Source organism: Aestuariivita sp. (genome assembly GCF_049276915.1).
GTDB lineage: Bacteria > Pseudomonadota > Alphaproteobacteria > Rhodobacterales > Rhodobacteraceae > Aestuariivita.
On the sequence record NZ_JBASXK010000138.1, the window covers coordinates 1 to 23,860 of the forward strand.

Consider the following 23,860-nt stretch of genomic DNA (forward strand, 5'->3'; position numbering starts at 1 on the left):
CTGTATGCAACGCCACGCAAAACAATAAGTTCTCCATCCAGATTCTGCACAGTCCCTATTCCGTCAGAACCAAGTCTCAGCAATTCATCAATAGTGGTGTCACCTTCATAACAGCCATCGAGCAAGGCATTGATAGTGCCCGCTTGTATAGCCGTGCGTTCAGTCGCCGGATCATGTGAAAGTCCTTTGCGAGTCAAAGCGAGTAAATGCAAAGAACCTATGAACCGATCATCTATAACTTCTCTCGCCACGCCACACCCCTTAGTTGCATTATAGTCGCCCGCACTTCGATGGTTTTTCACTTGGTGTTGACCATGCAACAATCCAAAGTTGGTTCCCTACCGATCTGAACAACAAAGTGTCTGAACTACATACCGAAAACACAGTTTTGGCAACACTGCGGGCGACACAGTGTTCCCTGTTCTCCCGCCAACGCAGCACAGAGCAACTTCACAGTGTTCAACACCGTGATTCCACTCTGAACGCAGCCTGAAAACACGGCAAAAAGTGTGTGTTTGGTGTGTTTTTGAAAAACACACGCATAGGGCGTTTTGCGCCGACCTAAGCTATTGTTTTTCTTTGTAAAAGTGGTGCCCGGGGGCGGAATCGAACCACCGACACGAGGATTTTCAATCCACTGCTCTACCCCTGAGCTACCCGGGCACGGAGAAACCTGAGGGTTTCGGGTGGAGGCGTTCTAGGGGAGCCTGTCAGGACTGTCCAGAGGATTTTTGCCCCGCCGCGCATCAAGTTAGCCTGAGGCGTTCAACCCTGCGATCCGCCCCAGCACCGCGGCGCTCAGCAAGCCGTTTCCAGACAGATAACCGGCATCCCCCGCGCCGGATACACCGCAGGCCGCTCCGCCTGCGGCATAAAGATTTTCAAAGGTTGCGCCGTCCTTGCCGCACACCCGGCCGGCACTATCGACAACCAGGCCACCCTGGGTATGAAACAGAGCACCCGTGACCTTGACCGCACAAAACGGCGCGCTCAGGGGCTGTGCGGGAAAGCGGCGTCCAAATCGGTCGCGGACTCCCGGTTGAATGAGGTCCAGCTCCCGGGACAGGCTGTCCTCGGGCAGACCAAGCCTGATGGCCAGCTCCTGGGGCGTTTGCGCAGAGATCACCGCGCCTTGCGCCTCGGCGGCGCGGAAGTCGGCGAACTGGCGGGCGATTCCGGCGATCCTTGCATCGAACACAGCGAATGCCACACCATCGGGCTGGGACAGCACCGCGCGGGCGGCTTCGGAATATCCCTGGGATTCATCCCAGAACCGCGCGCCGCTGGTGTTCACCTGAAACCCGCCTTCGGTGATCACCGCCCAGGTGATCAGGATGCCATGCGGATGCGCCACGTTGCCATGCCCCTGGTATGCCCCGAGATGGCGCGTCCGGGCACCCAGAGACTGGCCCCACAGCACCGCATCGCCCTTGTTTCCGTCATGACCAAACCACACGGCACTATCGATTTCGGGCATATAGGTGCGCACCAGGTCGCGATTTCCGCCATAGCCGTTGCACGCAAGGATCAGCGCCTTGCAGCCCATCTGCTCGCGCTGGCCGTCCGGGCGCGTCAGCCCGATGCCTGCAATCCGGTTGCCATCACGATACAGCGTGTCCACCAGCGCCTCGCAGACGATGTCGATACCCAGCGCCTCGCAGCGGCTGCGCAACGCATCGATCAACTCGCGCCCGGCGCGGGTGGGCAGACCATGCATCCGCCGCTGGCTGTGACCCGGATAGTCGAAATCATCCACCAGAGAGAATGGCAGCCCGTGGGTCCCAGCAAGCCAGTCGATGACACCGGCCGCGTTTCCAGCCATCAGATTGACAAGGGCCGGATCGTTTTCGCCCTTGGCCTTGGCCTGAATATCCTGTTCGAACAGCGCCGCGCTGTCTTCAATTCCGGCCGCTTTTTGCAACATGGTCCCTGCCGCCGGGATCAGACCCGCCGAAAGCGCCGTTGACCCTGCCGGTTCGACATCTCTTTCAAGAACCAGTACCTCGCGACCAGCCTCATGCGCGGTCAGAGCGGCGATCAGACCGGCTGCACCCGCGCCCACGATCACCACCTCAAGGCTCAGTTCAAAGCGATCCGGTGCAGGCAGAACCTGTGCCATCTCAGCGCTCACCGGTTTCGTATCTGGCCCCCGTCGCCAACATGTCGCCCGTCCCGATCACCTCGTTCAGCCCGCCGAAATCGAACATCCTGTCCTGAAACGGCACGTTCGATCCATTCGCCTGCAGGCTCGTGTAATAGTCCTGCGCGCTGCGCGCCAGAGCCCGCACGATCCCGCCGGGGAAGATAACAATGGAAAAGCCCATATCCTGCAGGGCTTGGGTGGATGTCATCGGCGTGGCCCCGCCTTCGACCATATTGGCCAGCAAGGGGATCCGTGAGGAAAACTGCGCCGCCACGCGGGACAACTCATCGCCGCTGCGCGGGGCTTCGATGAACAACACATCGGCACCGGCCTCGATATAGGCCCCTGCCCGCTCGATGGCCGCGTTAAACCCGTCCACGGCAATGGCATCGGTGCGCGCGATGATCAGTGTCTCGTCCGAGGCGCGCGCATCCGCCATCGCAGCAATCTTGCCTACCATTTCGGCTTTTGAAATCAGGGACTTGTCGGACAGATGCCCACAGCGTTTGGGAAAGGTCTGATCTTCGACCTGTAGCGCATTCGCCCCGGCGCGTTCATAGATCCGCATGGTGCGCTGCGCATTCAGCGCATTGCCGAAACCGGTATCGGCGTCGATGATCACGGGCAATGCGACCCGGTCGCGGATCAAGGCCATCGTGTCGGCCATTTCGCTCATCGTGGACAGGCCGATATCCGGGCGGCCCAGCCGTGTATAGGCAACGGCCGCGCCCGACAGATACAAGGCCTCGAACCCCGCCTGTTCAGCCAGTGCCGCAGTCAGGCCGTCATAAACACCCGGTGCTGCAAGGATCTGCGATTGCGCAAGCCGCGTCTTGAGGCTCATGAGCTTGCCTCGATCAGCGCAATCGTTTCGCCACAACTCTTTACCTGGGTGACTGTTCCCAGCGAAGTCAGCGTGGCCTGATGCACCTCATCCTTGAAGGCGGCGGACCCATCCGACAGCAGGATCGTCTCGATGTTGCGCAGATGGGCATCGCGCACGGTCGAGGCCACGCCACCATTGGTGACAATCCCGCCGATGATCAGCGTATCCAGACCAAGCGCGCGCATGATGTATTCCAGCCGCGTCTGGTAGAAGGCGGAATAGGCCACCTTTTCAACCGTATAATCCGCAGGTGCCAGCTCATCGACCAACGCGTGACCAAAGCCACCGGGCGCGAAATCGCCCTTGGTCAGGAAGGGGCGCAATTCCTTGAGATGCGGCGCGATCAGCGGCTCTCCTCCCGGCCCCGGCACCAGCGTGAACTGAGCCGACAGATAGGTTCCGCCCTTCGCGCGCAACGCGTCCACCACAGGCTTGATACGCGCGGGCAAAGCCGCGATGGCCGCCGCCCCCTGCCCCGCGCGGCCATAGGCCCCTTCGGGATGCAGGAAATCGTTCTGCAGGTCGATCGTCAGCAACCCGGTGCGTTTCGGATCAAGGGTGTGAATACTCATGCGCGCCTCTCGATAATGATGTTGCCATATGTATCAACCGTGCCCTTGAGATCAGGCTCGATCAGAATGGTCGTGTCCAATTGTTCAAGGATTGCAGGGCCTTGGATAACTGCGCCAACCGGCAGGCTCAGCCGGTCATAGATCGCGGTATCATGCCATTTATCGGCGAAATGCACGGCGCGATGCGACTTGAGAGAGGCTTCGATCGACCCGCCCTCCTGCGGGGCCAGTGCCGAGAGGTCGAACTTGGGCCGCCGTCCGATCACCGCGCTGCGCAGGTTCATGACCCGGCGCACGCCATTGTTCAGCAAGCGCCCGTATGTGCCATGATAGGCCGCGTCAAACGCCTCTGCGATCTGGGCCCGTGTGGGCGGCATGACGCGCCCTTCGGTCAGGGTGACCGGCAGCGGAACCGCAACCGTGTGGGTCTGGCCGACATAGGCCATATCCAACTCGAAGATCACGTCGCGCGCCTCAAAGTTCGACTTGGCGGCATCCAGCATCGCAAGACCCTGATCCACGTGGGTCTGCATGACGCCGGCAAGGGCCGCCTCGTCGATCTGATCGGCCATGACGTTCAGCGTCTGCACAAAATCCTGACGCATGTCCGCAATGACGCAGCCCATGGCCGAAGTCACGCCGGGAAACCGCGGGACAATGGCGCGGGCAAGGCCCACATCCGCAAGGATCGCACCGGCATGCAGCGCGCCGCCGCCACCGAAGGGCATGTAGGAAAACCGTTTGGGGTCAAAGCCGCGCTCGATGCTGACCAGCCGGATCGCGCCTGCCATGCGCGAGTTTGCAACCGTCAGGATCGCCTCGGCGGCGGCCATCGTATCCAAACCAAGAGGGCCGCCAACATGTTGATCTATTGCGATTTTTGCCGCCTCGACATACAGCCCTTCAAGCGTGCCGCCAATCGGGCTGTCCGGGTCGATCCGGCCCAGAACCACGTTGGCATCGGTCACTGTGGGGCGGTCATTTCCGCGACCATAGGCGACGGGGCCGGGGTCGGAGCCGGCGCTTTCGGGGCCGATGTTCAGCAGACCGCCCTTGTCGACCCAGGCGATGGAGCCGCCACCGGCACCGATGGTGGCGATCTCGATCATCGGGGTGCGCACCACCATGCCAAAGTCGATCGAGGTCTGCGGGGCCAGCATGGATTGCCCGTCCGCCACCAGCGACACGTCAAAGCTGGTGCCCCCCACGTCGCCGGTGATCACATCCGGATACCCTGCGGTCTGGGCAATATAGCCCGCCGCGATCACACCGGCGGCAGGGCCGGAAAGTGCAGTGCGAACAGGTAGTTGGCAGGCGGTATCCACCCCCATCACGCCGCCGTTGGACTGCACGATCATGAACTCACCGCCAAAGCCTCCGCCCTTCAGCGCGGTCTCCAGACGGTCGATGTATCCAGCGACTTCGGGTTGGAGATAGGCGTTCAGAGCGGTGGTGGAAAACCGTTCGAATTCGCGGATTTCGGGCAGGATTTCGGACGATGTCGCCACATGCGGATTGGGCCAGATCGCACGCACCACGCGGGCGGCGTCCTGCTCGTTTTCGGGGTTCGCATAGGCATTGGCAAACAGGATCGCCACGGCCTCGCAGCCCATGTCCAACAGCTGTTTTGTAGCGTTTTGTACCTGTTCCAGATCCACCTTTGTGCGTTTTGTACCATCCGCAAGGGTCCGTTCAGAGACCTCAAGGCGACGATCACGCGGCACCACGGGCTCAAAATCACCGCGCAGCCCCCAGGTGCGGGGGCGGTCGCGACGGCGCATTTCCAGCACGTCGCCCAGTCCCTCGGTGGTGATCACGCCGATGCGCGCGCCCTTGCGCTCCAAAAGCGCATTCGTCCCGGCGGTCGTGCCATGCACCACAACGGCGATGTCCGACAGATCGTCGATATGCCGGGCGATGCCGTCCAGAAAGCCGCCGGACTGATCCGGGCGCGTGGTGGGCACCTTGGCGACGCGCGCCTCGCCCGTGGCCTCGTCCAGAACGAACACATCCGTGAAGGTGCCGCCCACATCCACGCCAACCATCTTGCCGCTCATGATGACACCTCTGTCCATGCCGGGCCGTAGAGCGCGGTCGCATTGTCCTCGGAGATAAAGCCCAGCGCCACGTCGCGCGCGACAGCGGCCGGGTCGCGATCCGCAGGCGCGCCATAGCCACCACCTCCGGGTGTTTCCAGACGCACGCATTGGCCGCGCTTCAGCGCCATTCCCAGCATCTTGGAGGCCATGGGCGGTTCGTGCCAGCCATCATCCTGCTGGTATTCGAAATGGTTCATTGCGCCCTCGCCCCCTCCGACGATCCCCTTGGGGGCAAATCTGCCGCGTTCGCCAAACAGGAAGGCGCGCGCGTTTTCTTCCAGCAGTTCGATCTCGTAGACCGCGCCCAGACCGCCGCGATGCATTCCGGCTCCGGCACTGTCGGGGCGCAGAGCCCATGTCTTGAACATCACCGGATAGGCGGCCTCGAGGATCTCCAGAGGCGGGATCGTGGCGGTCGAGATCGGCGCGTTGCCATGGTTCAAACCGTCACTTTCGATCGACCCGCCATGCCCGCCGCCAAAGAACGAGAACATGACCCAAGGCGCGCCATTGGCCCGTTTGCCCGCGATCGACAGCGCATTGATCGTGCCATAGGCATTGGCCACAACACGCTCGGGCGCGGCCTTGGCCATGGCCGAGAACATCACGTCGATCATGCGCAGGATGGTTTCGGTATAGCCGCCCGTGGGGGTCGGAAACTCAGCCGACAACAGCGATCCCTCGGGGATGCGCACATCGATCGGGCGCATCACGCCGGCATTGGCAGGCAGCGCGGGAAAGATGTGCTTGATCGCCACATAGGCCGTCGCCACCGCCGTGGGCAGCGCAATGTTCACCGGCCCCGCGGTCACGGGGGCCGTGCCGGCAAAGTCCAGGATCATCTCGTCGCCCCGGATCTCAAGCGCGACGCGGATCGGCAGCGGCGTGTCGGTGATGCCGTCATTGTCAAGAAAATCCTCGGCCTCCCAGCGCCCGTCCGGCAGGCCGTCAAGCTCTGAGCGCATGAGCGCCTCGGCGCGGTGACCCAGCGCCTCCAGAGCGGCCCCGACGGTGTCGGCGCCGTATTCATCCAGCAGCGCATCCAGCCGTTTGACGCCCAGATCCAGCGCGCCCAGCTGACCGTTCAGATCGCCCTGCGCCGATTGCGGCAGCCGGGTGTTGCGCATCAGGATGTCGATGATGTCGTGCTGGATCACGCCCGCGCGCGCGATACGCACCGGCGGCAGCACGAACGCCTCCTGAAAGGCATCCGTCGCGGCCGGGTTGTAATTGCCCGGCACCGCGCCGCCCACATCGTGCCAATGGCCGACCGAGGCGAGGTAACAAAACAGCTGACCATCCCGGAAATAGGGACGTACAAGGCGCATGTCGGACAGATGCGTGCCGCCGATATGGGCATCGTTGAAGATATAGATATCTCCATCCGCCAGGTCACCGTCCCGTTCGGCCTTGTCGATCACCGCCTTGACGGCAAAGGCCATCACGCCAACGAAGATCGGCAGGCCGGATTTGCCCTGCACCAGCGTGTCACCACTGAGCGCATGATAAAGCCCATGCGAGGCGTCATGGGCCTCGGCAATGATCGGATTGAATGCCGCGCGAAACAGGGTCGCGTCCATTTCATCGGCGATCTGCTCCATGCGCCCGGCCAGAACCGCCAGCGTGATCGGGTCGATATCGCTCATGGGCGCACCTCGGCTATGTCGTTCCAGACGTCCTGACGCACGATCAGGCCCGAACTCAGTTGAAAGCGGTCGATGAAGCGGATGCCCTCGAATGCCGTGCCATCGGGCCATTCGCCATGGAGCGTGCCATAGCAATAGACCACCGGACCCTCATCGCTCATCGAGGTGTCAAAGCGCTCATAGGTTTTCTTGACAAAGCGATAGCGCGGCTTTGCCCATTCGATCAGCTGGCTCAGCCTGTGCATGACCTCGGTTCCGGGAAACTGCATGCAAAAGCCGACCCCCAGAAAGCTGCTGGCCAGATCCAGGTCGCGGGCCTCCATGGCCGCAAGGAAATCGCGCACGATCCCGGCGGCATCCGGCAGCGCCGGGGCGGGATTGCGGGACTGGCCGCCGCGCAGGTAATTGTCGCGGGTCATCTCGTGGGTCATCACGGTGATGGCTTCGGGGGCGGCAGGCACGACCGCGCGCACGGCATCCGTGAGAGCGCGCCCCAGCCGGGATTTCTCCTCGGGGCTATAGCCTTCAAGGATGTGGATTTCGACGATTGGCATGTCTTCCCCCAGGTAATTTGTATTTTTTGTAATACAGATATCTGGATAAGTAAATTTCTGATTTCGGATTACCAAGAGGATAAATTCTTGCCTTAAATGGGGTGCGCCGATACTCTGAGCGATACGATATGGGGGCAGATTTGCGCGATCAGATCACATCGGATCTTCCGGAAGGCGGCAAGTCCCGCCGGGTTTACCTGTTGCTGCGCGATGAGATCGCCAGCGGGCAGCAGCCCGAGGGTACGGTCCTGCCCAGTGAACAGCGACTTGCGGGCATTCACGGAGTCTCGCGGGTGACGGTGAGGCGCGCTCTGGACGCTTTGGCGCGCGATGGGCTGATCGAAAAGAAGACAGGGGCCGGTTCCATCGTGCGTGCCGGGACCCAGCCTGATGGCGCGATTACCGCGGACATGGCCACGCTTATTCCCCAGATCGTGCAGATGGGGCGGCAGACGTCGGCGCGGCTGCTATCGTTTTCCTATGGCACCGCCCCCGCCCATGTGCGCGCCGCGCTGGCGCTGGAGGGGGACGCGCGGGTGCAGACGGCCACGCGGGTGCGCAGTGCGGATGGCACGGCGTTTTCCCATCTCACGACCCATGTGCCCGAGGCGATCTCGCTCAGCTATTCCGAGGCGGATCTGGCGACCACGCCACTGTTTGAACTGCTTGAACGCTCGGGCGTCGTTGTCGCCTCGGCGCGTCAGAGCGTGACCGCGGCCCTGGCCGCGCCGGATGTGGCCGAGGCCCTGGGGGTGTCGGTGGGGGCAGCCTTGCTGTCGCTGACGCGGGTGGTGCATGATGATGCCGGGCGCGGCATCGAATATCTGTCCGCACTCTATCGCCCGGACATGTTCCGGCTCGACATGGCCCTGACCCGCGTGGGCGCACGCGAGAACCGCCATTGGGAACCGGTGATCGGAGCAGCAAGATGAGCGCAGCGCGCACCCTGTTCGACAAGGTCTGGGCCGCCCATGTGATCGAGGCGCGCGCCGATGGCACCGATCTGCTCTGGGTGGATCGCCATTTCGTGCATGAAGGCTCGCACCATGCGTTCCGCAAACTTGCCGAGCGCGGCATGCCGGTGGCCGAACCGGGGCTGACATTCGGGGTGACGGATCACTATGCGCCGACCCGGGGACGGCCTGCCAGCGACGATATCGCCGGGATGATCGCGACGCTCGGGGCCAATACGCAGACCCATCACCTGCAGCATTTCGCTATGGGCGATCCGCGCCAGGGCATCGTGCATGTGATCGGGCCGGAACAGGGGCTGACGCTGCCGGGGCTGGTGATCGTTTGCGGCGACAGCCATACCTCGACCCATGGTGCCTTTGGCGCGATTGCCTTCGGGATCGGCGCGACCGACGTGGCCCATGTGCTGGCCACCCAGACGATCTGGCAGCGCCGGCCCAAGGCGATGCGGATCACGGTCGAGGGCAAGCTGGGTGCCGGTGTCACCGCCAAGGACATCGCGCTGGCCTGGATTTCCCGGCTGGGCGCTGACGGGGCGCGGGGCCATGCCATCGAATATGCCGGAAGCGCCATTCGCGCCCTGTCGATGGAGGGGCGGCTGACCCTGTGCAACATGTCGATCGAGGGCGGCGGACGCTTTGGCATGGTGGCCCCGGACGAGGTGACGCTGGCCTATATCAAGGGCCGCCCCTTTGCGCCGAGGGCGGACTGGGCGCAGGCGGCAGAGGCCTGGCTGGCCTTGCCCAGCGATGCGGATGCTGCCTATGACCGTGACATCTCGCTGGATGCCAGTGAGATCGCGCCGACACTGACATGGGGGACCAGCCCGGATCAGGCCTTGCCGATCACCGGATCGGTGCCCTTGGATGCGCCGCGCGATGCGCTGGATTACATGGGGCTGAGCGCGGGTGCACCGTTGCAGGGCACGCCAGTGGATCAGGTCTTTATCGGCTCGTGCACCAATGCGCGGATCGAGGATCTGCGCGCCGCCGCCACGGTCCTGCGCGGACGGCGCGCGCGGGTGCCGGGGCTGGTATCTCCGGGATCGACGCAGATCAAGAAACAGGCCGAGGCCGAGGGGCTGGACCGCGTCTTTGTGCAGGCGGGGCTTGAGTGGGTGGCCTCGGGCTGTTCGATGTGCGTGGGCATGAACGGCGATCTGGTGGCACCGGGCAAGCGCTGTGCCTCGACCACGAACCGCAATTTCAAGGGCCGGCAAGGCCCTGGTGCGCGCACCCATCTGATGTCGCCCGCCATGGTGGCCGCCGCAGCCGTCACCGGCACCCTGAGTGATGTGCGCCCCCTGCTGGAGGGCCGGGAATGAGCGGTTTCACCACGATCACCGGCACGCCCGCGCGGCTGATGCTGGACAATGTCGATACCGATCAGCTGATCCCGGCGCGCTTCATGTCGCGTCCGCGCAGCGAAGGCTATGGCCCGGTCCTGCTGCATGACCTGCGCGAGGAAGAACCGCAGGCCCGCCTGCCGGAAGGCGCACAGATCCTGATTGCAGGGCGCAATTTCGGCTGCGGCTCATCGCGCGAAGCGGCGGTCTATGCGCTTGTGGATTTCGGCATCCGCGCCGTGCTGGCCCCGTCCTTCGGTGATATCTTCTCGTCAAACGCCGTGAACAACGGGCTGCTGCCCGCGCGCATCCCCGCGCAGGTTCTCGAAGGGCTGAGCGGCGAGATCACCGTTGATCTGCAAGGCGCGCGGATCATCCACGCGGGGGGCGAAACTCCGTTTGACATCGATCCGGTCTGGCAGACCAAGCTTCTGAACGGCTGGGACGATATCGACCTGACGGCGCAGCGCGGCGATGCCATTGCGCGTTTCAAGGCCGCCCATCACCCGCGCGCGCCCTGGAGCGCCCCGGCGCGGACATGACACAGAACAGACCTTGACCTTCCAGTGACTGGAAGCCCTATGTAGGCACTAACACAGCTTGCAAGGACACCGGGTCTGATGACCGCAACCACCCTCACATTCCGCATCAATGGCATGAATTGCGCCTCCTGCGTGGGGCGCGTCGAGAAAGCCTTGCTTTCCGAGCCGGGGGTCAGCACCGCCACTGTCAATCTTGCCACCAAATCCGCCACCCTGAGTGGCGCAGCACTGGACCCGAGCCACATCAGCCAGACCCTTGAAAACGCGGGGTATCCCGCCGTCATCGAGGACATCCGCCTGACTGTCAGCGCGATGTCATGCGCCTCCTGCGTGGGGCGGGTGGAACGGCTGATCGCTGCGCAACCCGGCGTGCTGAGCGGCGAGGTCAATCTGGCCACCAATGAGGCGCGCGTGACAGCGCTGGCCGGATCGGGCGCGGCAGAGGCCACGATCACGGCGCTTGGGCAGGCGGGCTATCCGGCGCGCCGGGCCAGCCCGGCGGATGATCCGGGCACCGAGCGCAATGAAGAGGTCGCATCGCTGCGCCGCGCGACCTTGATCGCGGCGCTGTTGACCCTGCCGGTCTTCGTGCTTGAGATGGGCAGCCACATGATCCCCGCCTTTCATCACTGGATCATGGGCACGATCGGCATGCAGACCAGCCGCGTGATCCAGTTCGTGCTGACCACGGCTGTGCTGGCGGGGCCGGGGCGGCAATTCCTGACGCTGGGATTCCCGGCCCTGTTCATGGCCACGCCGGACATGAATTCCCTGGTCGCGATCGGCACCACGGCGGCCTGGAGCTTTTCCGTACTGGCCACCTTTGCCCCCGCCCTGTTGCCCGCAGGCAGCGTGGCGGTCTATTTCGAGGCCGCCGCCGTGATCGTGACGCTGATCCTGATGGGGCGCTATCTGGAGGCCCGCGCAAAGGGCAAGACCGGGGCCGCCATCGCGCGGCTTGTGGGGCTGGCACCGGCTTCGGCCCAGGTTGAACGGGACGGACAGACGATCGAGCTGCCCGTGGATCAGATCCGGGTCGGCGATATCCTTCTGATCCGCCCCGGACAGCGCATCGCGGTGGATGGCATCGTGACGGATGGGCAGTCCTTCGTGGATGAGAGCATGATCTCGGGAGAACCCGTGCCCGTGGCCAAGGGGGTCGGTGATCCGGTGGTCGGCGGCACGATCAACGGCACCGGGGCCTTGCGCTTCGAAGCCACCAAGGTCGGCGGCGACACGATGCTGGCCCAGATCATCCGCATGGTGCAGGACGCGCAGGGCGCGCGGCTTCCCATTCAGGATCTGGTCAACCGGGTGACGGCATGGTTCGTGCCCGGTGTGCTGGTGCTGGCGGCGCTGACGCTGGCGGTCTGGATCCTCTTCGGGGCCGGTATCGGCCCTGCCATGGTGGCCGCGGTGGCGGTTCTGATCATCGCCTGCCCCTGCGCCATGGGTCTGGCCACGCCGACCTCGATCATGGTGGGCACCGGCCGCGCGGCGGATCTGGGGGTGTTGTTCCGCAAGGGGGACGCGCTGCAAAGCCTGAGCCGCGTGAGCATCCTGGCCTTTGACAAGACCGGCACGCTGACGCGCGGCCAGCCCACGCTGACCACCTTTGAAACCGCAGAGGGAATTGACGCGGACGAGGCGCTGGCCCTGATCGCAGCCCTTGAGGCCCGGTCCGAGCACCCCATCGCCGCCGCCATCACCCGCGCCGCGCGGGATCGCACTCTGTCCCTGCCCGATATCACCGGGTTCAGGGCCGTCACCGGCATGGGCGTGAGTGCGCGCGCCGGCACGCGTGAGATCAGCGTCGGCGCGGATCGCTTCATGGCACAACTGGGCGTGGATATCGCGGCGCTGTCACAGGCAGCCGACGAGATCGCGCAGGCCGGAGAGACCCCGCTGTTCGCCGCCTTCGAGGGGCGGATCGCTGCCGTCATCGGCGTGTCGGACCCCGTCAAGGACAGCGCCGCAGCCACCATCAAGGCGCTGCATGCCATGGGTCTGAAAACCGCGATGATCACCGGGGACAACCGCCAGACCGCGCAGGCCATCGCGCAGAAACTGGGCATCGACCATGTGGTCGCCGAAGTCCTGCCCGATGGCAAGGTTGCGGCCCTTGATGCCTTGCGCGGCGATGGCAGCGGGCTGGCCTTTGTAGGTGACGGCATCAACGACGCCCCCGCCCTGGCGCATGCCGATGTCGGCATTGCCCTTGGCACCGGCACGGATGTGGCGATTGAAAGCGCGGATGTGGTGCTGGTCTCGGGCGATCTGAGCGGTGTGCTGCGCGCCCTGACCATCAGCCGGGCGACGATGCGCAACATCCGCCAGAACCTTGGCTGGGCCTTTGGGTACAACACGCTGCTGATCCCGGTGGCGGCTGGTGTGCTTTATCCGCTCTGGGGGATCCTGTTGTCGCCGATGCTGGCGGCGGGGGCCATGGCGCTGTCCTCGGTGGCGGTGGTCAGCAACGCGTTGCGCCTGCGCCGTGTCGGCGCGGTGCCACCCCCGCCCGCCCCGCGCGCGGCGCATGGGCTGGCACAGCCGGCGGAATAAGGAAAACGGGGATGAACATCGGAGAGGTTGCAGAACGCGCCGGGCTGCCTGCCAAGACGATCCGCTATTACGAGGACATCGGCCTTGTGCGCCCCGCGCGCGACGCCAACGGGTATCGCGCCTTCAGCGAGGCGGATATGCATATGCTGATCTTCCTGGCGCGGGCGCGCGCCCTGGGGTTTTCCATCGACGAATGCCGCGCCCTGCTGGCCCTCTGGGAGGATCGCGCGCGCGCCAGTGCCGATGTGCGTGCCATTGCCAGCGATCACCTGGCCCGGATCGAGGACAAGATCGCCGATCTGCAGGCCATGCGCGATACGCTGTCCGAACTGGTGCGCTCCTGCGCCGGAGACGACCGGCCCGATTGTCCGATCCTGACTTCGCTGGCGGATGGTCAGTGAGGCTTGGTGCTTTCGGACTGCATCAGCGCCTCGACCTCGTCGATGGCTTTTTCGGCATCGTCGGGATCAAGTGAGGGTGCCGCGTAGCTGCCGTTGAACCAGCGCGCCAGATCCACATCCGCGCAGCGCCGCGAGCAGAACGGGCGGTACTTGGCATCCGTGGCAGACTGGCAGATCGGGCAGCTCATGTCAGAACCTCGCTCAGGGGGAGACGGGCGCGTTTGCGTTGCAGCTCATAATGGCCCAAAGGCGTCCAGCCTGCCAGAACCGTCTCGACATCATCGCCGCGAAAGGCCGCGCGCAGGGCATTTTCAAAGCTGCGCCGCTCTTTCTTGGGCATCGGGGCCAGATCCATCGTGATCTGCCCTCCCAGACCGCGCACCCTGAGCGCGCGCGGCAGGGCCTTGGCCGCCGCGATATTGGCCTTGAGCCCGGCGGCGAAACTGCCATCCGCTCCGGTGTTCACATCAACCGCGATCAGCGCGCGCGTTGCCTCGACATACATCGAGGCCTGCGCGCCCAGCGCGATATGGCTGGCGCGCGCAGCATCCAGCGCATCAAGCACGCCGTGGGTTTCGAAAACTCCGGGTTCCTGCGCCACGTCGGCCGGCGCGCTCCATTCGCGCCAGGCCAGTTGCCAGGGATCATCGCCGCGCAGCAGGACTTCGGGCGTGGTGCTGTCATCGGCCATCACAGTCTCGGCCATGGCGCGCATGTCGGCGATATCGGCGCTGACATCATCGGGATCGGCCTCGGCACAGGACGAGCGCAGGATCAGCCCCATTTCCGAGCCCTCCATTCCCTCATGAGCCAGTTCCAGCAGCGTGTCGCGCAGATCGTCATCCTTGATGCGGCGCGAAATGTTCAGACCCGGCGCATCCGGTGTGATAATCGCAAAGCGGCTTTTGAACAGCACGCGGGTGGTGACCGGGATAGCCTTGCCCGGCTCTCCAAAGCCCGTGACCTGCACGCTCAGAACCTCGCCCTGCGCGATGCCCTTGGCCTGGCGCAGATAGGCGGCACCATCGGGGGTCCTGAGAAACAGCCCACCCTGCCCCTTCACGGGGCGTTCGGCCACCGCGCGATAGATCGTGCCCGGCGCAGGAGCGTCGGTTTCCACCAGCAGATCATCCAGTTGACCATCCACCATCAAGGCCGCCGCCTGACGGTCGCCCAAGTGATCCAGAACGATGACGCGTCCCTTCATTTCATCCTCCAAACCGGATAGCCCGCAGCCTGCAACAGCCCCGCCGTTTCCGCCAAGGGCAATCCAACGACCCCGGTGAACGAGCCCGAGATCCACGGGATGAACGCCCCCGCAGGCCCCTGAATACCGTATCCCCCGGCCTTGCCCTGCCAGTCGCCTGTGGCCAGATAGGCATTCACCTCATCATCCGAAAGCCGCTTCATGCGCACCTGGCTGACCACATCGCCCTCCCACAGCCTGTCGCCCCGGCGCACGGCCAGCGCGGTGATCACGCGGTGACGCCGCCCCGACATCAGGTACAGAAACCGCGCCGCTTCACCCGCATCCGCAGGCTTGCCCAGAATGCGCCGCCCCAGGGCAACGGTGGTATCCGCGCACAAGACGATATCATCCGGCCCCGCAGGCACAGCGCGGACCTTTTCACGCGCCATACGGGCGCAATAGGGGCGCGGCAATTCCCGCGGCAGGGGCGTTTCGTCGATATCGGGCGCGCGGGTGTCATCGGCCTCGATGCCGATCTGTGCCAGCAACTCGCGCCGGCGCGGGCTGCCCGATCCCAGCACGAGACGCGGTCTGGTCTGCATCATTCTTTCTCCCTTGGTCCGGGCCCGGTCAGGCGGCGCGCCAGGCCGTTCGGCAACCCTGCGATCACGCTTTCAGATCGCGATAGCGGCTTTGCACTTCCAGCGATCCGCGATGCCGGATCCTGTGATCTTGGCTGACCCAGATCTCGCCCTGACATTGTGCGACCCAGCGGTGGCAAAACGAAAAATCCTCGGACAGCTCGTGCCCGTCCACGACGATCTTGTCGAAGGGCGTGATCATCTTGTCGAACACCCGCGCCAGCGCGGGATTGCCGCGGAATTTCTCGCGGTCGATCAGATCGGGCTGCCTGTCAAGCATCCGGTCAAGACAGGCGCGCTGAATCAGCAGGATACCGGTACCGCAGCGCCTGACCCGGACAAAGGGCGCGTCCGATACAGCGCCCGGATCGCCGACAAATCCGCAAGCCTCGGCCAGCGCACGCTCAAAGGGCTGGCCCGCCGCGCCATGCAAAGCCTTCAGATCGATTGTGCGGCGCGGATAGACCGCGCCCACCACCGGCCGGTTCAGCGCAAGCATGTCCGCAATCAGGTCCGGATCGAATCCCATGTCATCGTCCAGAAACAAAAGATGCGAGGCATCCGCCTCGTGAAAGTAGAACAACGACGCAAGGTAATTGCGAGCCACCACGATATCGGCATAGTCCACGCTCACAAGGTCAAAGGACACGTCAAGACGCGGGGCCGCCGTCAGCAGCCGGAACAGGCTTTCGGTCAGCGTCATGTCCGCCTTGCCGCCATAGCAGGGGATGGCGATGATCACCTTGCGCGTGGACGGCTGCGTCCTGCGACGCAGTCCAGCCGGTGCCGTCAACTGCCCCGAGACCCGTGTCATGCCGCGCGCCTGGGCGCGCTCCGGCCTGTCGTCTTGCGGCAGCGCTGCATCTCGCAGCGCTCTACTTGAAGCGATAGTTGATCCGACCCTTGGTCAGATCATAGGGCGTCATTTCGACCTGCACCTTGTCACCAGCCAGAACCCGGATACGGTTCTTGCGCATTTTCCCTGCCGTATGAGCGATGATTTCATGGCCATTCTCAAGCTCGACCCGAAACGTCGCATTCGGCAGGAGTTCCTTTACGACACCGGGAAATTCGAGCGTATCTTCCTTGGCCATGGTCTCTCCTTTACTCATCCGTCCGCCAATCTGCGAACGCGCTACTAAATGAGGCCAATCGGCCTGATTATCAAGGGCGATCTGCGCACAGTTTCACCGAAGTGACCGAATGGTGACGCGGCGTTTGTTCGTCCCAGTGCGTGCGATTGAGGACAACCCCGTCCCGGCGCACCTCGGCAATGGCGGCAAGATCCACCTCGCCATAGGTCCAGCCCGCCACTCCGATCTCGCCCACTGCCAGCACGCCGGTTGAGGGAAAACCGCGATCCGGCGGGCCGAAAATGCCGCCCGCGCCGGTATTTGTCTCCATCGCTTCGGACCATGCCGCATCCCCCACAACCGAGGACATGATCGACACGCACTGGCTTTCCAGAGCCCGCGCCATCGCGCCGATCCGCACGCGCCAGTATCCGGCCAGCGCTTCGGTACAGGAGGGTACAAGCAACAGATCGACCTCGGACAAGGCGCGCCCCAACAGGGGAAATTCACAGTCATAACAGATCAGAATGCCGATCCGGCCCAGATCGGTCTCGAACACCCGAAGCGGCCCGCCGGGGGCGACATCCCAATCCTCGCGCTCGAACCGGGTCATGATCTGCTTGTCCTGCACGCCCACAGCGCCCTCGGGCGTGATCAGGCGTGCGCGGTTGACGGGCCGGGGATCGCCCGCAGCAGGGCCCGAGGCGGCCAGGATATGCACGCCGTGTTCGCGCGCCAGTGCGGCATGCACCGCATCCGCCCGATCCAGCCGTTCGGCCACCGCATGTAGCGAGCCTTCCAGATCGCCCGCAATCTCAAGCCCGGCCAATGTGGCCAGTTCCATCGCGCCATATTCGGGAAAGACCAGCAACTCGGCCCCTGCCCCGGCGGCCTCGCCGACCCAGGCTGCAAGCTTGTCCTCATAGGCCTGCCAGTCGGGCAGGATATCCAGCGGATAGGCGGCGGCGGCAACTTTCATGTCGGTCTCTCCTGCGTCCTTGGGTGTTCTGGTCTTCACCGACGCCACGGACCCAAAGACCGTGGACGATATCCGCACTCAATCAGATCACAGCGCCCTGATCCAGAACTGAAGCGGTTTGCGGGTTTCACTGTCCTGCCCCAGATCCTTCCAGGAAAACTGCGCCACCGCACCGGCAAGCGGCGCATAGCCGCGCGCGCGCCAGAAGGCATCAAGCGGGCGATAGCCGGCAGGTCGGTCGGGATGATCCGCCGGGCGCTGCACCGCGCAAAACGCGCTGAAGCCAAAGCCCAGGGCGCGCGCATGCGCCTCGCGCAGATCAAAGAACCGATGCCCCACGCCCTGCCCGCGATAGCGGCTGAGCAGCACGGATTCCGCGCAGTAGAACACATCGTCCAGATCATATCCCTGCCCGTCGAAGGCGGCTGCGAAATCATCCGCATGTTCGCCCAAGGGTGCCCCGGTCGAGGCCCCCACCAGCGTCTCGCCGTCGAACGCCCCGACAAGGATCGCGCGATCGCTGTTGCGATAGGCCTCGAGATAGGCCCTCTCATAGGCCTGATCCCCATCGTAAAGATAGGGCCAGTCCCGAAACACCGCGATCCTGAGACCTGCCACATCGTCCAGCGCGGCCTCGAGCCGGGTGCCGGTCAGAACGCGGGTGTCGATCATGACACCTGCTTTACCCAATCGGCCAGGTTGTAATAGGTCGTGACGCGGGCAATCTTGCCATCCCTGAGATCAAAGAACGATCCCGCAGGCAGGCGATATGTCTGCCCCTTGGCTTCGGGCAATCCGGCATCGGTTTCCAGATAGGTGCCGTTCACCACGTATTCCGCCGCGGCCCTGTCGCCGTTCTCGAAGATCACCATATCCGTGAGAGTCTCGCGGTAGGTGCGGCTCATATGGGTGCAAAACGCCTCGAACAGGGCCTTGCCGGTGCGGATCTGCCCCTCGTTGACGTGATGGGCCACGTCCTCGGTGACACAGTCCAGCATGCCGGCGATGTCGCCCGCGTTGAACGCCTTGAAGTAAGCTTCTACGATCGTGTTCATGAAACCTCCGTGGGTGGACCCCATTTTTGCCTGAGCCTGGTGATGATCTGGTCCCGCGCCTGCCGGTAGGATGCCAGCTTGGCCTCGCGCGTCTCGCCCAGGCCCGTGGGGTCGATGATGGGCCAGTATTCCACCGCCAGATGATAAAACCGCGTCAGGTCCAGTGCGCGGCGCTGGGACGCGGGCGAGAGGGCGACCACCAGGTCGAATGAGCTGAGGTCTTCGCCCCATTGCTCCATCTCGTCGAACGAGCGCGAGCGGTGGCGGGCCAGTTCGACATCCATTTCCTGGCAGACCGCGATGGAAAAGCCGTCGATCTCCATGTCATTGTGCACGCCCACGGATTGCACATAGGTGCCGGTGCCATAGAACTTCTTCATGATGCCCTCGGCCATGGGCGAGCGGACTGCATTATGATCACAGCAAAACAGAACCGATTGTGGAAGCTTTTCGCTCACCTCAGCCCCCGAAATGCAGCACGCAAATCAGGGTAAAGAGCCTGCGCGCTGTATCGGTGTCGATCTCGGCCTTGCCTGCCAGGCGTTCCTGCAAAACGCGGCTTCCTTCGTTGTGAATGCCGCGGCGGGCCATGTCGATGGTTTCGATCTGGCTGGGAGGCATGGTCTTGACGGCTTCGAAATAGCTTTCGCAGATCTGGTAGTAATCCTTGACCACCTGGCGGAACGGGCTGAGCGAGAGGTGGAACTCGGCCGCCTTGTCATCCGCTTCGGTCAGCAGATCAAAGACCAGCCGCTTTTCCCAGATCGCCAGATGCATCTTGTAGGGGCCTTCGGGCACGGGGCGGTCGTCGCGCTTGGGCAGCACGAATGTATTGTCCTCAAGCAGATCGAAAATGGCGACCTTGCGCTCTTGTTCGATCTCGGGCGTGGGTGCGGGAAGGCCGCTGTCATCCAACTCGATTTCAATGATCCGCGACATGTCCATCACCTGTTCAACTTGTCCAATCTTGCCCGCACAGACAGGCCATGGGCCTGCAGGCTTTCGGATTGCGCCAACCGCTCCGCCGCGGGGCCAATAGCACGCAACGAATCCGGTGTCATCCGCGCCAGAGTGGTGCGTTTGAGAAAATCCATCACCGACAATCCCGACGAAAACCGGGCCGAACGCGCCGTCGGCAGCACATGGTTGGGCCCGCCGACATAGTCACCGATGGCCTCGGGGGTCCACTGGCCCAGAAAGATCGCGCCGGCATGGATGCACCGGGCCGACAGGGCGTCAGGATCGGCCACGCAAAGCTCAAGATGTTCGGGCGCGATGCGATTGGACAACCGCGCGGCCTCGTCCAGATCGCGCACGGTGATCACCGCGCCAAAGTCACGCCAGCTGGCACCGGCGATACCGCGCCGCTCGAGCCATTCCAGATTGGCCTCGACCGCGCGCGCCACCGCCTTGCCGAAATCGGCATCATCGGTGATCAGCAGCGATTGCGCGCTTTCGTCATGTTCCGCCTGGCTCAGCAGATCCAGCGCGATCCAGTCCGGGTCATTGTCGCGATCCGCGATCACCAGGATTTCCGACGGGCCGGCGATCATGTCAATGCCGACCTTGCCAAAGACCCGCCGCTTCGCCGCTGCAACGAAAGCATTGCCGGGGCCGGTGATCTTGTCCACCGGAGCAATCGTTTCCGTGCCATAGGCCAATGCCGCCACCGCCTGCGCGCCGCCGATGCGATAGATTTCATCGACACCGGCGATCTGTGCCGCAAGCAGAACCAGCGGGTTCACCACCCCGTCAGGCGTTGGCACCACAATGGCCAGCCGCTCGACACCCGCCACCTTGGCAGGCACAGCATTCATCAGAACTGACGAGGGATAAGAGGCCAGACCGCCCGGCACATAAAGCCCCGCCGCCGAAACCGGCGACCAGCGCCAGCCCAGCTCGGCCCCGGTCTCATCGGTCCAGCTTTGATCGGCGGGCATCTGGCGCAGGTGATAGGCGCGGATACGCGCGGCGGCCAGTTCCAGTGCGGCGCGATCCTCGGGCGTCACCATGGCGCAATGCGCGGCGATCTCCTCGGCTGAAAACGCCAGCGTCTGCGGCGTCAGTGTCAGCCTGTCGAATTTCTCGGTCAGGGCAATGACCGCGGCATCGCCGCGCGCACGCACATCGCAGATGATATCGGCCACCACGGCGTCCACATCTGGGCTGTCTTCGCGCTTGGCCCCCAGAAGGGTGGTGAAGCGCGCCTCGAAATCGGGATCGGATGTATCAAGAAACTGAACCATAGCGGGCCTTTATCTCAGAGGTGCAACAGGCTCAACGGTCAAGCATCCTGACGTAAAAGAAATCATCCTGCGCCACGCCGTCCAGAATGACCGCACGCGGCTGGGTGCCGTATCTCTCAAAGCCGTTGCGCTCATAAAACCGGATGGCGCGGGGATTGTCGGCGGCAACCGAGAGTTCAAGCTGACCCGCGCCGCGCTTGCGCGCCTCGGTGATGAGGGCATCAAGGAACACCTGCGCCGCGCCCGAACCCCAGTGAGCCTCGACAACGTAGAACGCGCCGATCTGCATGCGATGGGCGCAGGCCTCCTGTTGCATCGGAATCAGTGCCCCTATTCCGATCATCTCGCGCTCATGATACAGGCCGCGCCAGTTCCCCCCGGACAAGGCCGCACGATCCACCGAAGCGGGGCGCGCGCGCTGTTCGCCCGCTGTCGTCAGGAAGGCCGCCGGATAGCTTTCAAGCGCTTCAAGCCGCAAGCGTCGCCAATTGGGCTGATCGGCGGGGGTTAGCGTAACGACCTCATGCAGCATGAAGGTCATTCCCCATGGCTCGGGACCTTTCCAGACGGAGCCTTGTAGGGCCGTGTCATGTCACGCAGGGTCACATCAAGCGCCTCGACCTCCAGACGGATCGCCCCATCGCCGGCCAGCGTCAGCAGAACATGCCCGGAAGGTTCGTCGCCCGGCTCGAAGGTCACGGACAACAGCGACAGGACCGTATCACGGTCAGACCGGTCGATGCCCTGGCTGGACACGTTCAGCACGTTCTCGACCGCCAGCACCGACTGCACGCGTTCGGCCCCGTGGCGCGCCCGCCCGGTGTCTTCCCAGCGAAACCGGTTGATCAGCAGGCCAAAGCGGCGATCGCGCGGACGCCATGTCATCTCGGTGATGGGAAACACCGCGTCCTGCGCCAGGCTGGCGATGATGGTCAGATCCTCGCCGTCGAATGCCCCCAGATGGAGAGGGGCCTCGCGACCGTCTTCGAAAAGGGCGTCCTCGGTCACTGTTCGCGCACCCGCTCTATCTTGGCACCGACGCCGCGCAGCTTGCTCACCACATGCTCATAGCCGCGATCCAGGTGATAGACCCGGCTGACCACGGTGTCGCCTTCCGCCGCCAGCCCCGCGAGGATCAACGAGACCGAAGCCCTCAGATCGGTGGCCATCACCGGTGCCCCCTTGAGACGTGGCACACCCTTAACCCTGGCCGTGCCGCCCTGCACATTGATCTGTGCCCCCATGCGCATCAGTTCAGGCGCATGCATGAACCGGTTTTCGAAGATTTTCTCTTCCAGCACGCTGACCCCGTCCGCCGTGCACAAAAGCGCCATCATCTGCGCCTGCAAATCCGTGGGAAAGCCCGGGAACGGCTCGGTGGTGACATCGACGCTGCGAATGCCATTGCCATTGCGCGAGACCTTGAGGCCGCTGTCTGTTTCCTCGATATGCACGCCGGTCGCCTCGAGCTTCTGACAGAAGGCTTCCAGAAGATCGCGCCGCCCGCCCAGAAGTTCAACCTCGCCTCCGGCAATGGCCGGGGCCAGCATATAGGTGCCCAGTTCGATCCGGTCTGTCACGACCGGGTGGGTCGCCCCGTGCAAGCGATCCACCCCCTGAATGGTGATCGTATCGGTGCCCTCGCCCTCGATCTGGGCGCCCATCTTGCGCAGACATTGCGCCAGGTCGACGATCTCGGGCTCTTTGGCGGCGTTCTTCAGAACCGTGGTGCCCTTGGCCAGCGTGGCCGCCATCAGGGCATTTTCCGTGGCACCGACGGTGACGAAGGGAAACTCGACGATGCCGCCCCTCAGCCCGCCCGGTGCCTTGGCATGGACATAGCCGTCCTTGAGGTCCAACTGGGCCCCCATCGCTTCAAGCGCCTTGAGATGCAGATCGACCGGCCGTGCACCGATCGCGCAGCCGCCGGGCAGCGACACCACCGCATGCCCGTCCCGCGCCAGCATCGGCCCCAGCACAAGGATCGAGGCGCGCATCTTGCGCACGATGTCGTAATGGGCGGTGTGGTTGTTGATGTCATGGCTGGACATGGCGATGACCTGCCCGCCCTGAAGGCTGGTCACTTCGGCCCCCAGCGATTGCAGCAGCGCCGTCATCGTCTGAATATCACTGAGGCGCGGCGCATTGGTCAGCGTCAATGGCTCTTCGCTCAGCAAGGTGGCCGGCATCAGCGTCAGACACGCATTCTTGGCCCCTGCAATCGGGATTTGTCCCGAAAGGGCGCCGTTTCCTGTGACGATGATCTGGTCCATGACTTACCCTTTGTTGCCGCCTGATTTCTCTGCCTCGGCGCTGGCCTCACCTGCGGAACGCGCCCGGGCCTGAGCCTTGCGCCGTCCGAGGTTCGCTTTCAATGCCGCCTTGAGCCGATCTTCGCGGCTTTCCCCGGTTTTTCCGGGTTGTGCGGGAGGTGTTTTCTGCGCCATGCCCCCTCTCTATCTCACAGGGCCAAAGCCGTCCAGATTGCGCTTGCACGGATAGGGAATTGGGTTTAACAGGCCGCCCACAGTGCTGCTGTAGCTCAGAGGTAGAGCACTCCCTTGGTAAGGGAGAGGTCGAGAGTTCAATTCTCTCCAGCAGCACCATGAAAACCAATGACTGAGCAGAAAATCAGATCGCCAGATCAGGGCGATGGTTCAAAAACGGTTCAATTTGGCCGTTTCCACAAAAAGGCCCGCCAGATTGCTCCGACGGGCCGCGTGGGCCGTATCTGCAAGGGGTTTAGGCGATCAGCGCCGTCACCGGCAGGAACGTCAGCGCACCGCACACAATGGCCAGCAGCGCGCCGAGCGGCGTGATTGATGGAGCAGGCTGGATCACTATCACCGTCACGACCTGCGGCTCAGGCGCGGGATCAGGCTCGGGTGCAGCGCCGGGGAAGGGGATCACGTTATCCCTCATATACCTGTATCCTTTCTCTTTGAGAACGACGGC

Annotated in this window: 28 protein-coding genes and 2 tRNA genes; 6 read left to right on the forward strand and 24 right to left on the reverse strand. The window is 63.7% G+C overall.

Annotated elements, in window-relative coordinates:
* From WAO69_RS14770 to WAO69_RS14805, 8 genes are all read right to left on the reverse strand, one after another.
* Window positions 1–251 (reverse strand): acetolactate decarboxylase (locus WAO69_RS14770; protein ID WP_422180470.1); only part of this gene is annotated, 251 nt, incomplete at its 3' end.
* A gap of 337 nt (window positions 252–588) precedes the next feature.
* A tRNA-Phe gene (locus tag WAO69_RS14775) sits at window positions 589–663 on the reverse strand.
* 88 nt (window positions 664–751) lie between these two features.
* Entirely contained in the window at window positions 752–2,119 is a 1,368-nt protein-coding gene (locus WAO69_RS14780; RefSeq protein WP_422180472.1) for an FAD-dependent oxidoreductase, read from the reverse strand.
* Between the two features lies 1 nt (window position 2,120).
* On the reverse strand, window positions 2,121–2,987 hold the full coding sequence (locus WAO69_RS14785; protein ID WP_422180474.1) for an isocitrate lyase/PEP mutase family protein: 867 nt from the start codon (window positions 2,985–2,987) through the stop codon (window positions 2,121–2,123).
* Window positions 2,984–3,601 (reverse strand): cysteine hydrolase family protein, encoded by a 618-nt coding sequence (locus tag WAO69_RS14790; protein ID WP_422180476.1) that lies wholly within the window; start codon window positions 3,599–3,601, stop codon window positions 2,984–2,986. Before WAO69_RS14790 ends, WAO69_RS14785 begins: the two co-directional genes overlap by 4 nt.
* Window positions 3,598–5,658 (reverse strand): hydantoinase/oxoprolinase family protein, encoded by a 2,061-nt coding sequence (locus WAO69_RS14795; protein WP_422180478.1) that lies wholly within the window; start codon window positions 5,656–5,658, stop codon window positions 3,598–3,600. Before WAO69_RS14795 ends, WAO69_RS14790 begins: the two co-directional genes overlap by 4 nt.
* Window positions 5,655–7,346, reverse strand: coding sequence for a hydantoinase B/oxoprolinase family protein (locus WAO69_RS14800; RefSeq protein ID WP_422180480.1), 1,692 nt, complete (start codon window positions 7,344–7,346; stop codon window positions 5,655–5,657). Before WAO69_RS14800 ends, WAO69_RS14795 begins: the two co-directional genes overlap by 4 nt.
* Complete coding sequence (locus WAO69_RS14805; protein ID WP_422180482.1) at window positions 7,343–7,900, reverse strand: tautomerase family protein; 558 nt, start codon at window positions 7,898–7,900, stop codon at window positions 7,343–7,345. Before WAO69_RS14805 ends, WAO69_RS14800 begins: the two co-directional genes overlap by 4 nt.
* 128 nt (window positions 7,901–8,028) lie before the next feature.
* On the opposite strand from WAO69_RS14805, the gene WAO69_RS14810 reads away from it, so the two are divergent.
* The 5 genes from WAO69_RS14810 (at window position 8,029) to cueR (ending at window position 13,722) form a co-directional block, all read left to right on the forward strand.
* Window positions 8,029–8,832: a GntR family transcriptional regulator gene (locus tag WAO69_RS14810; protein WP_422180484.1), complete on the forward strand. Its 804-nt coding sequence runs from the start codon at window positions 8,029–8,031 to the stop codon at window positions 8,830–8,832.
* Window positions 8,829–10,196 (forward strand): 3-isopropylmalate dehydratase large subunit, encoded by a 1,368-nt coding sequence (gene leuC / locus WAO69_RS14815; RefSeq protein WP_422180486.1) that lies wholly within the window; start codon window positions 8,829–8,831, stop codon window positions 10,194–10,196. Before WAO69_RS14810 ends, leuC begins: the two co-directional genes overlap by 4 nt.
* Complete coding sequence (gene leuD, locus WAO69_RS14820; protein ID WP_422180488.1) at window positions 10,193–10,759, forward strand: 3-isopropylmalate dehydratase small subunit; 567 nt, start codon at window positions 10,193–10,195, stop codon at window positions 10,757–10,759. The genes leuC and leuD overlap by 4 nt, the downstream gene beginning before the upstream one ends.
* Before the next feature lie 78 nt (window positions 10,760–10,837).
* Window positions 10,838–13,321, forward strand: coding sequence for a heavy metal translocating P-type ATPase (locus WAO69_RS14825; protein WP_422180491.1), 2,484 nt, complete (start codon window positions 10,838–10,840; stop codon window positions 13,319–13,321).
* 11 nt (window positions 13,322–13,332) lie between these two features.
* The gene (gene cueR / locus WAO69_RS14830) at window positions 13,333–13,722 is read left to right on the forward strand and encodes a Cu(I)-responsive transcriptional regulator (RefSeq protein WP_422180493.1); all 390 of its coding nucleotides are present in this window, start codon (window positions 13,333–13,335) and stop codon (window positions 13,720–13,722) included.
* Here cueR and WAO69_RS14835 read toward each other — a convergent pair.
* The 15 genes from WAO69_RS14835 to WAO69_RS14905 all read right to left on the reverse strand — a co-directional run bounded on the left by WAO69_RS14835 (window position 13,716) and on the right by WAO69_RS14905 (window position 23,352).
* Complete coding sequence (locus WAO69_RS14835; protein WP_422180495.1) at window positions 13,716–13,910, reverse strand: DNA gyrase inhibitor YacG; 195 nt, start codon at window positions 13,908–13,910, stop codon at window positions 13,716–13,718. The genes cueR and WAO69_RS14835 overlap by 7 nt on opposite strands.
* Entirely contained in the window at window positions 13,907–14,929 is a 1,023-nt protein-coding gene (locus WAO69_RS14840; protein ID WP_422180497.1) for a ribonuclease E/G, read from the reverse strand. Before WAO69_RS14840 ends, WAO69_RS14835 begins: the two co-directional genes overlap by 4 nt.
* On the reverse strand, window positions 14,926–15,516 hold the full coding sequence (locus WAO69_RS14845) for a Maf family protein (RefSeq protein ID WP_422180499.1): 591 nt from the start codon (window positions 15,514–15,516) through the stop codon (window positions 14,926–14,928). The genes WAO69_RS14840 and WAO69_RS14845 overlap by 4 nt, the downstream gene beginning before the upstream one ends.
* 61 nt (window positions 15,517–15,577) lie before the next feature.
* On the reverse strand, window positions 15,578–16,366 hold the full coding sequence (locus WAO69_RS14850) for a hypothetical protein (protein WP_422180500.1): 789 nt from the start codon (window positions 16,364–16,366) through the stop codon (window positions 15,578–15,580).
* Window positions 16,367–16,427: 61 nt separating this feature from the next.
* Window positions 16,428–16,646 (reverse strand): translation initiation factor IF-1, encoded by a 219-nt coding sequence (gene infA, locus WAO69_RS14855; RefSeq protein WP_005978431.1) that lies wholly within the window; start codon window positions 16,644–16,646, stop codon window positions 16,428–16,430.
* Window positions 16,647–16,716: 70 nt separating this feature from the next.
* Window positions 16,717–17,604 carry a carbon-nitrogen hydrolase family protein gene (locus WAO69_RS14860; RefSeq protein ID WP_422180503.1) on the reverse strand — a complete coding sequence of 296 codons (888 nt, stop codon included), beginning with the start codon at window positions 17,602–17,604 and terminating at the stop codon, window positions 16,717–16,719.
* A gap of 87 nt (window positions 17,605–17,691) precedes the next feature.
* The gene (locus WAO69_RS14865; protein WP_422180505.1) at window positions 17,692–18,276 is read right to left on the reverse strand and encodes a GNAT family N-acetyltransferase; all 585 of its coding nucleotides are present in this window, start codon (window positions 18,274–18,276) and stop codon (window positions 17,692–17,694) included.
* Window positions 18,273–18,659, reverse strand: a complete 387-nt coding sequence (locus WAO69_RS14870; RefSeq protein ID WP_422180507.1) for a ketosteroid isomerase-related protein — start codon at window positions 18,657–18,659, stop codon at window positions 18,273–18,275. Before WAO69_RS14870 ends, WAO69_RS14865 begins: the two co-directional genes overlap by 4 nt.
* Window positions 18,656–19,117, reverse strand: coding sequence for a low molecular weight phosphatase family protein (locus tag WAO69_RS14875; RefSeq protein ID WP_422180509.1), 462 nt, complete (start codon window positions 19,115–19,117; stop codon window positions 18,656–18,658). Before WAO69_RS14875 ends, WAO69_RS14870 begins: the two co-directional genes overlap by 4 nt.
* 1 nt (window position 19,118) lies before the next feature.
* Complete coding sequence (locus WAO69_RS14880; RefSeq protein ID WP_422180511.1) at window positions 19,119–19,598, reverse strand: UPF0262 family protein; 480 nt, start codon at window positions 19,596–19,598, stop codon at window positions 19,119–19,121.
* 5 nt (window positions 19,599–19,603) lie between these two features.
* Window positions 19,604–20,905 carry a histidinol dehydrogenase gene (hisD, locus tag WAO69_RS14885; RefSeq protein WP_422180513.1) on the reverse strand — a complete coding sequence of 434 codons (1,302 nt, stop codon included), beginning with the start codon at window positions 20,903–20,905 and terminating at the stop codon, window positions 19,604–19,606.
* A 31-nt stretch (window positions 20,906–20,936) separates the two neighbouring features.
* On the reverse strand, window positions 20,937–21,446 hold the full coding sequence (locus tag WAO69_RS14890; protein WP_422180515.1) for a GNAT family N-acetyltransferase: 510 nt from the start codon (window positions 21,444–21,446) through the stop codon (window positions 20,937–20,939).
* Window positions 21,443–21,913, reverse strand: coding sequence for a DUF2948 family protein (locus tag WAO69_RS14895; protein ID WP_422180517.1), 471 nt, complete (start codon window positions 21,911–21,913; stop codon window positions 21,443–21,445). The genes WAO69_RS14890 and WAO69_RS14895 overlap by 4 nt, the downstream gene beginning before the upstream one ends.
* Window positions 21,910–23,178 (reverse strand): UDP-N-acetylglucosamine 1-carboxyvinyltransferase, encoded by a 1,269-nt coding sequence (gene murA, locus WAO69_RS14900; RefSeq protein ID WP_422180519.1) that lies wholly within the window; start codon window positions 23,176–23,178, stop codon window positions 21,910–21,912. The genes WAO69_RS14895 and murA overlap by 4 nt, the downstream gene beginning before the upstream one ends.
* A gap of 3 nt (window positions 23,179–23,181) precedes the next feature.
* Entirely contained in the window at window positions 23,182–23,352 is a 171-nt protein-coding gene (locus WAO69_RS14905) for a hypothetical protein (protein WP_422180521.1), read from the reverse strand.
* An 84-nt stretch (window positions 23,353–23,436) separates the two neighbouring features.
* On the opposite strand from WAO69_RS14905, the gene WAO69_RS14910 reads away from it, so the two are divergent.
* A tRNA-Thr gene (locus tag WAO69_RS14910) sits at window positions 23,437–23,511 on the forward strand.
* Between the two features lie 136 nt (window positions 23,512–23,647).
* Here the strand turns inward: WAO69_RS14910 and WAO69_RS14915 are convergent.
* The coding region (locus WAO69_RS14915) for a hypothetical protein (protein WP_422180523.1) at window positions 23,648–23,860 on the reverse strand (213 nt) is incomplete at its 5' end.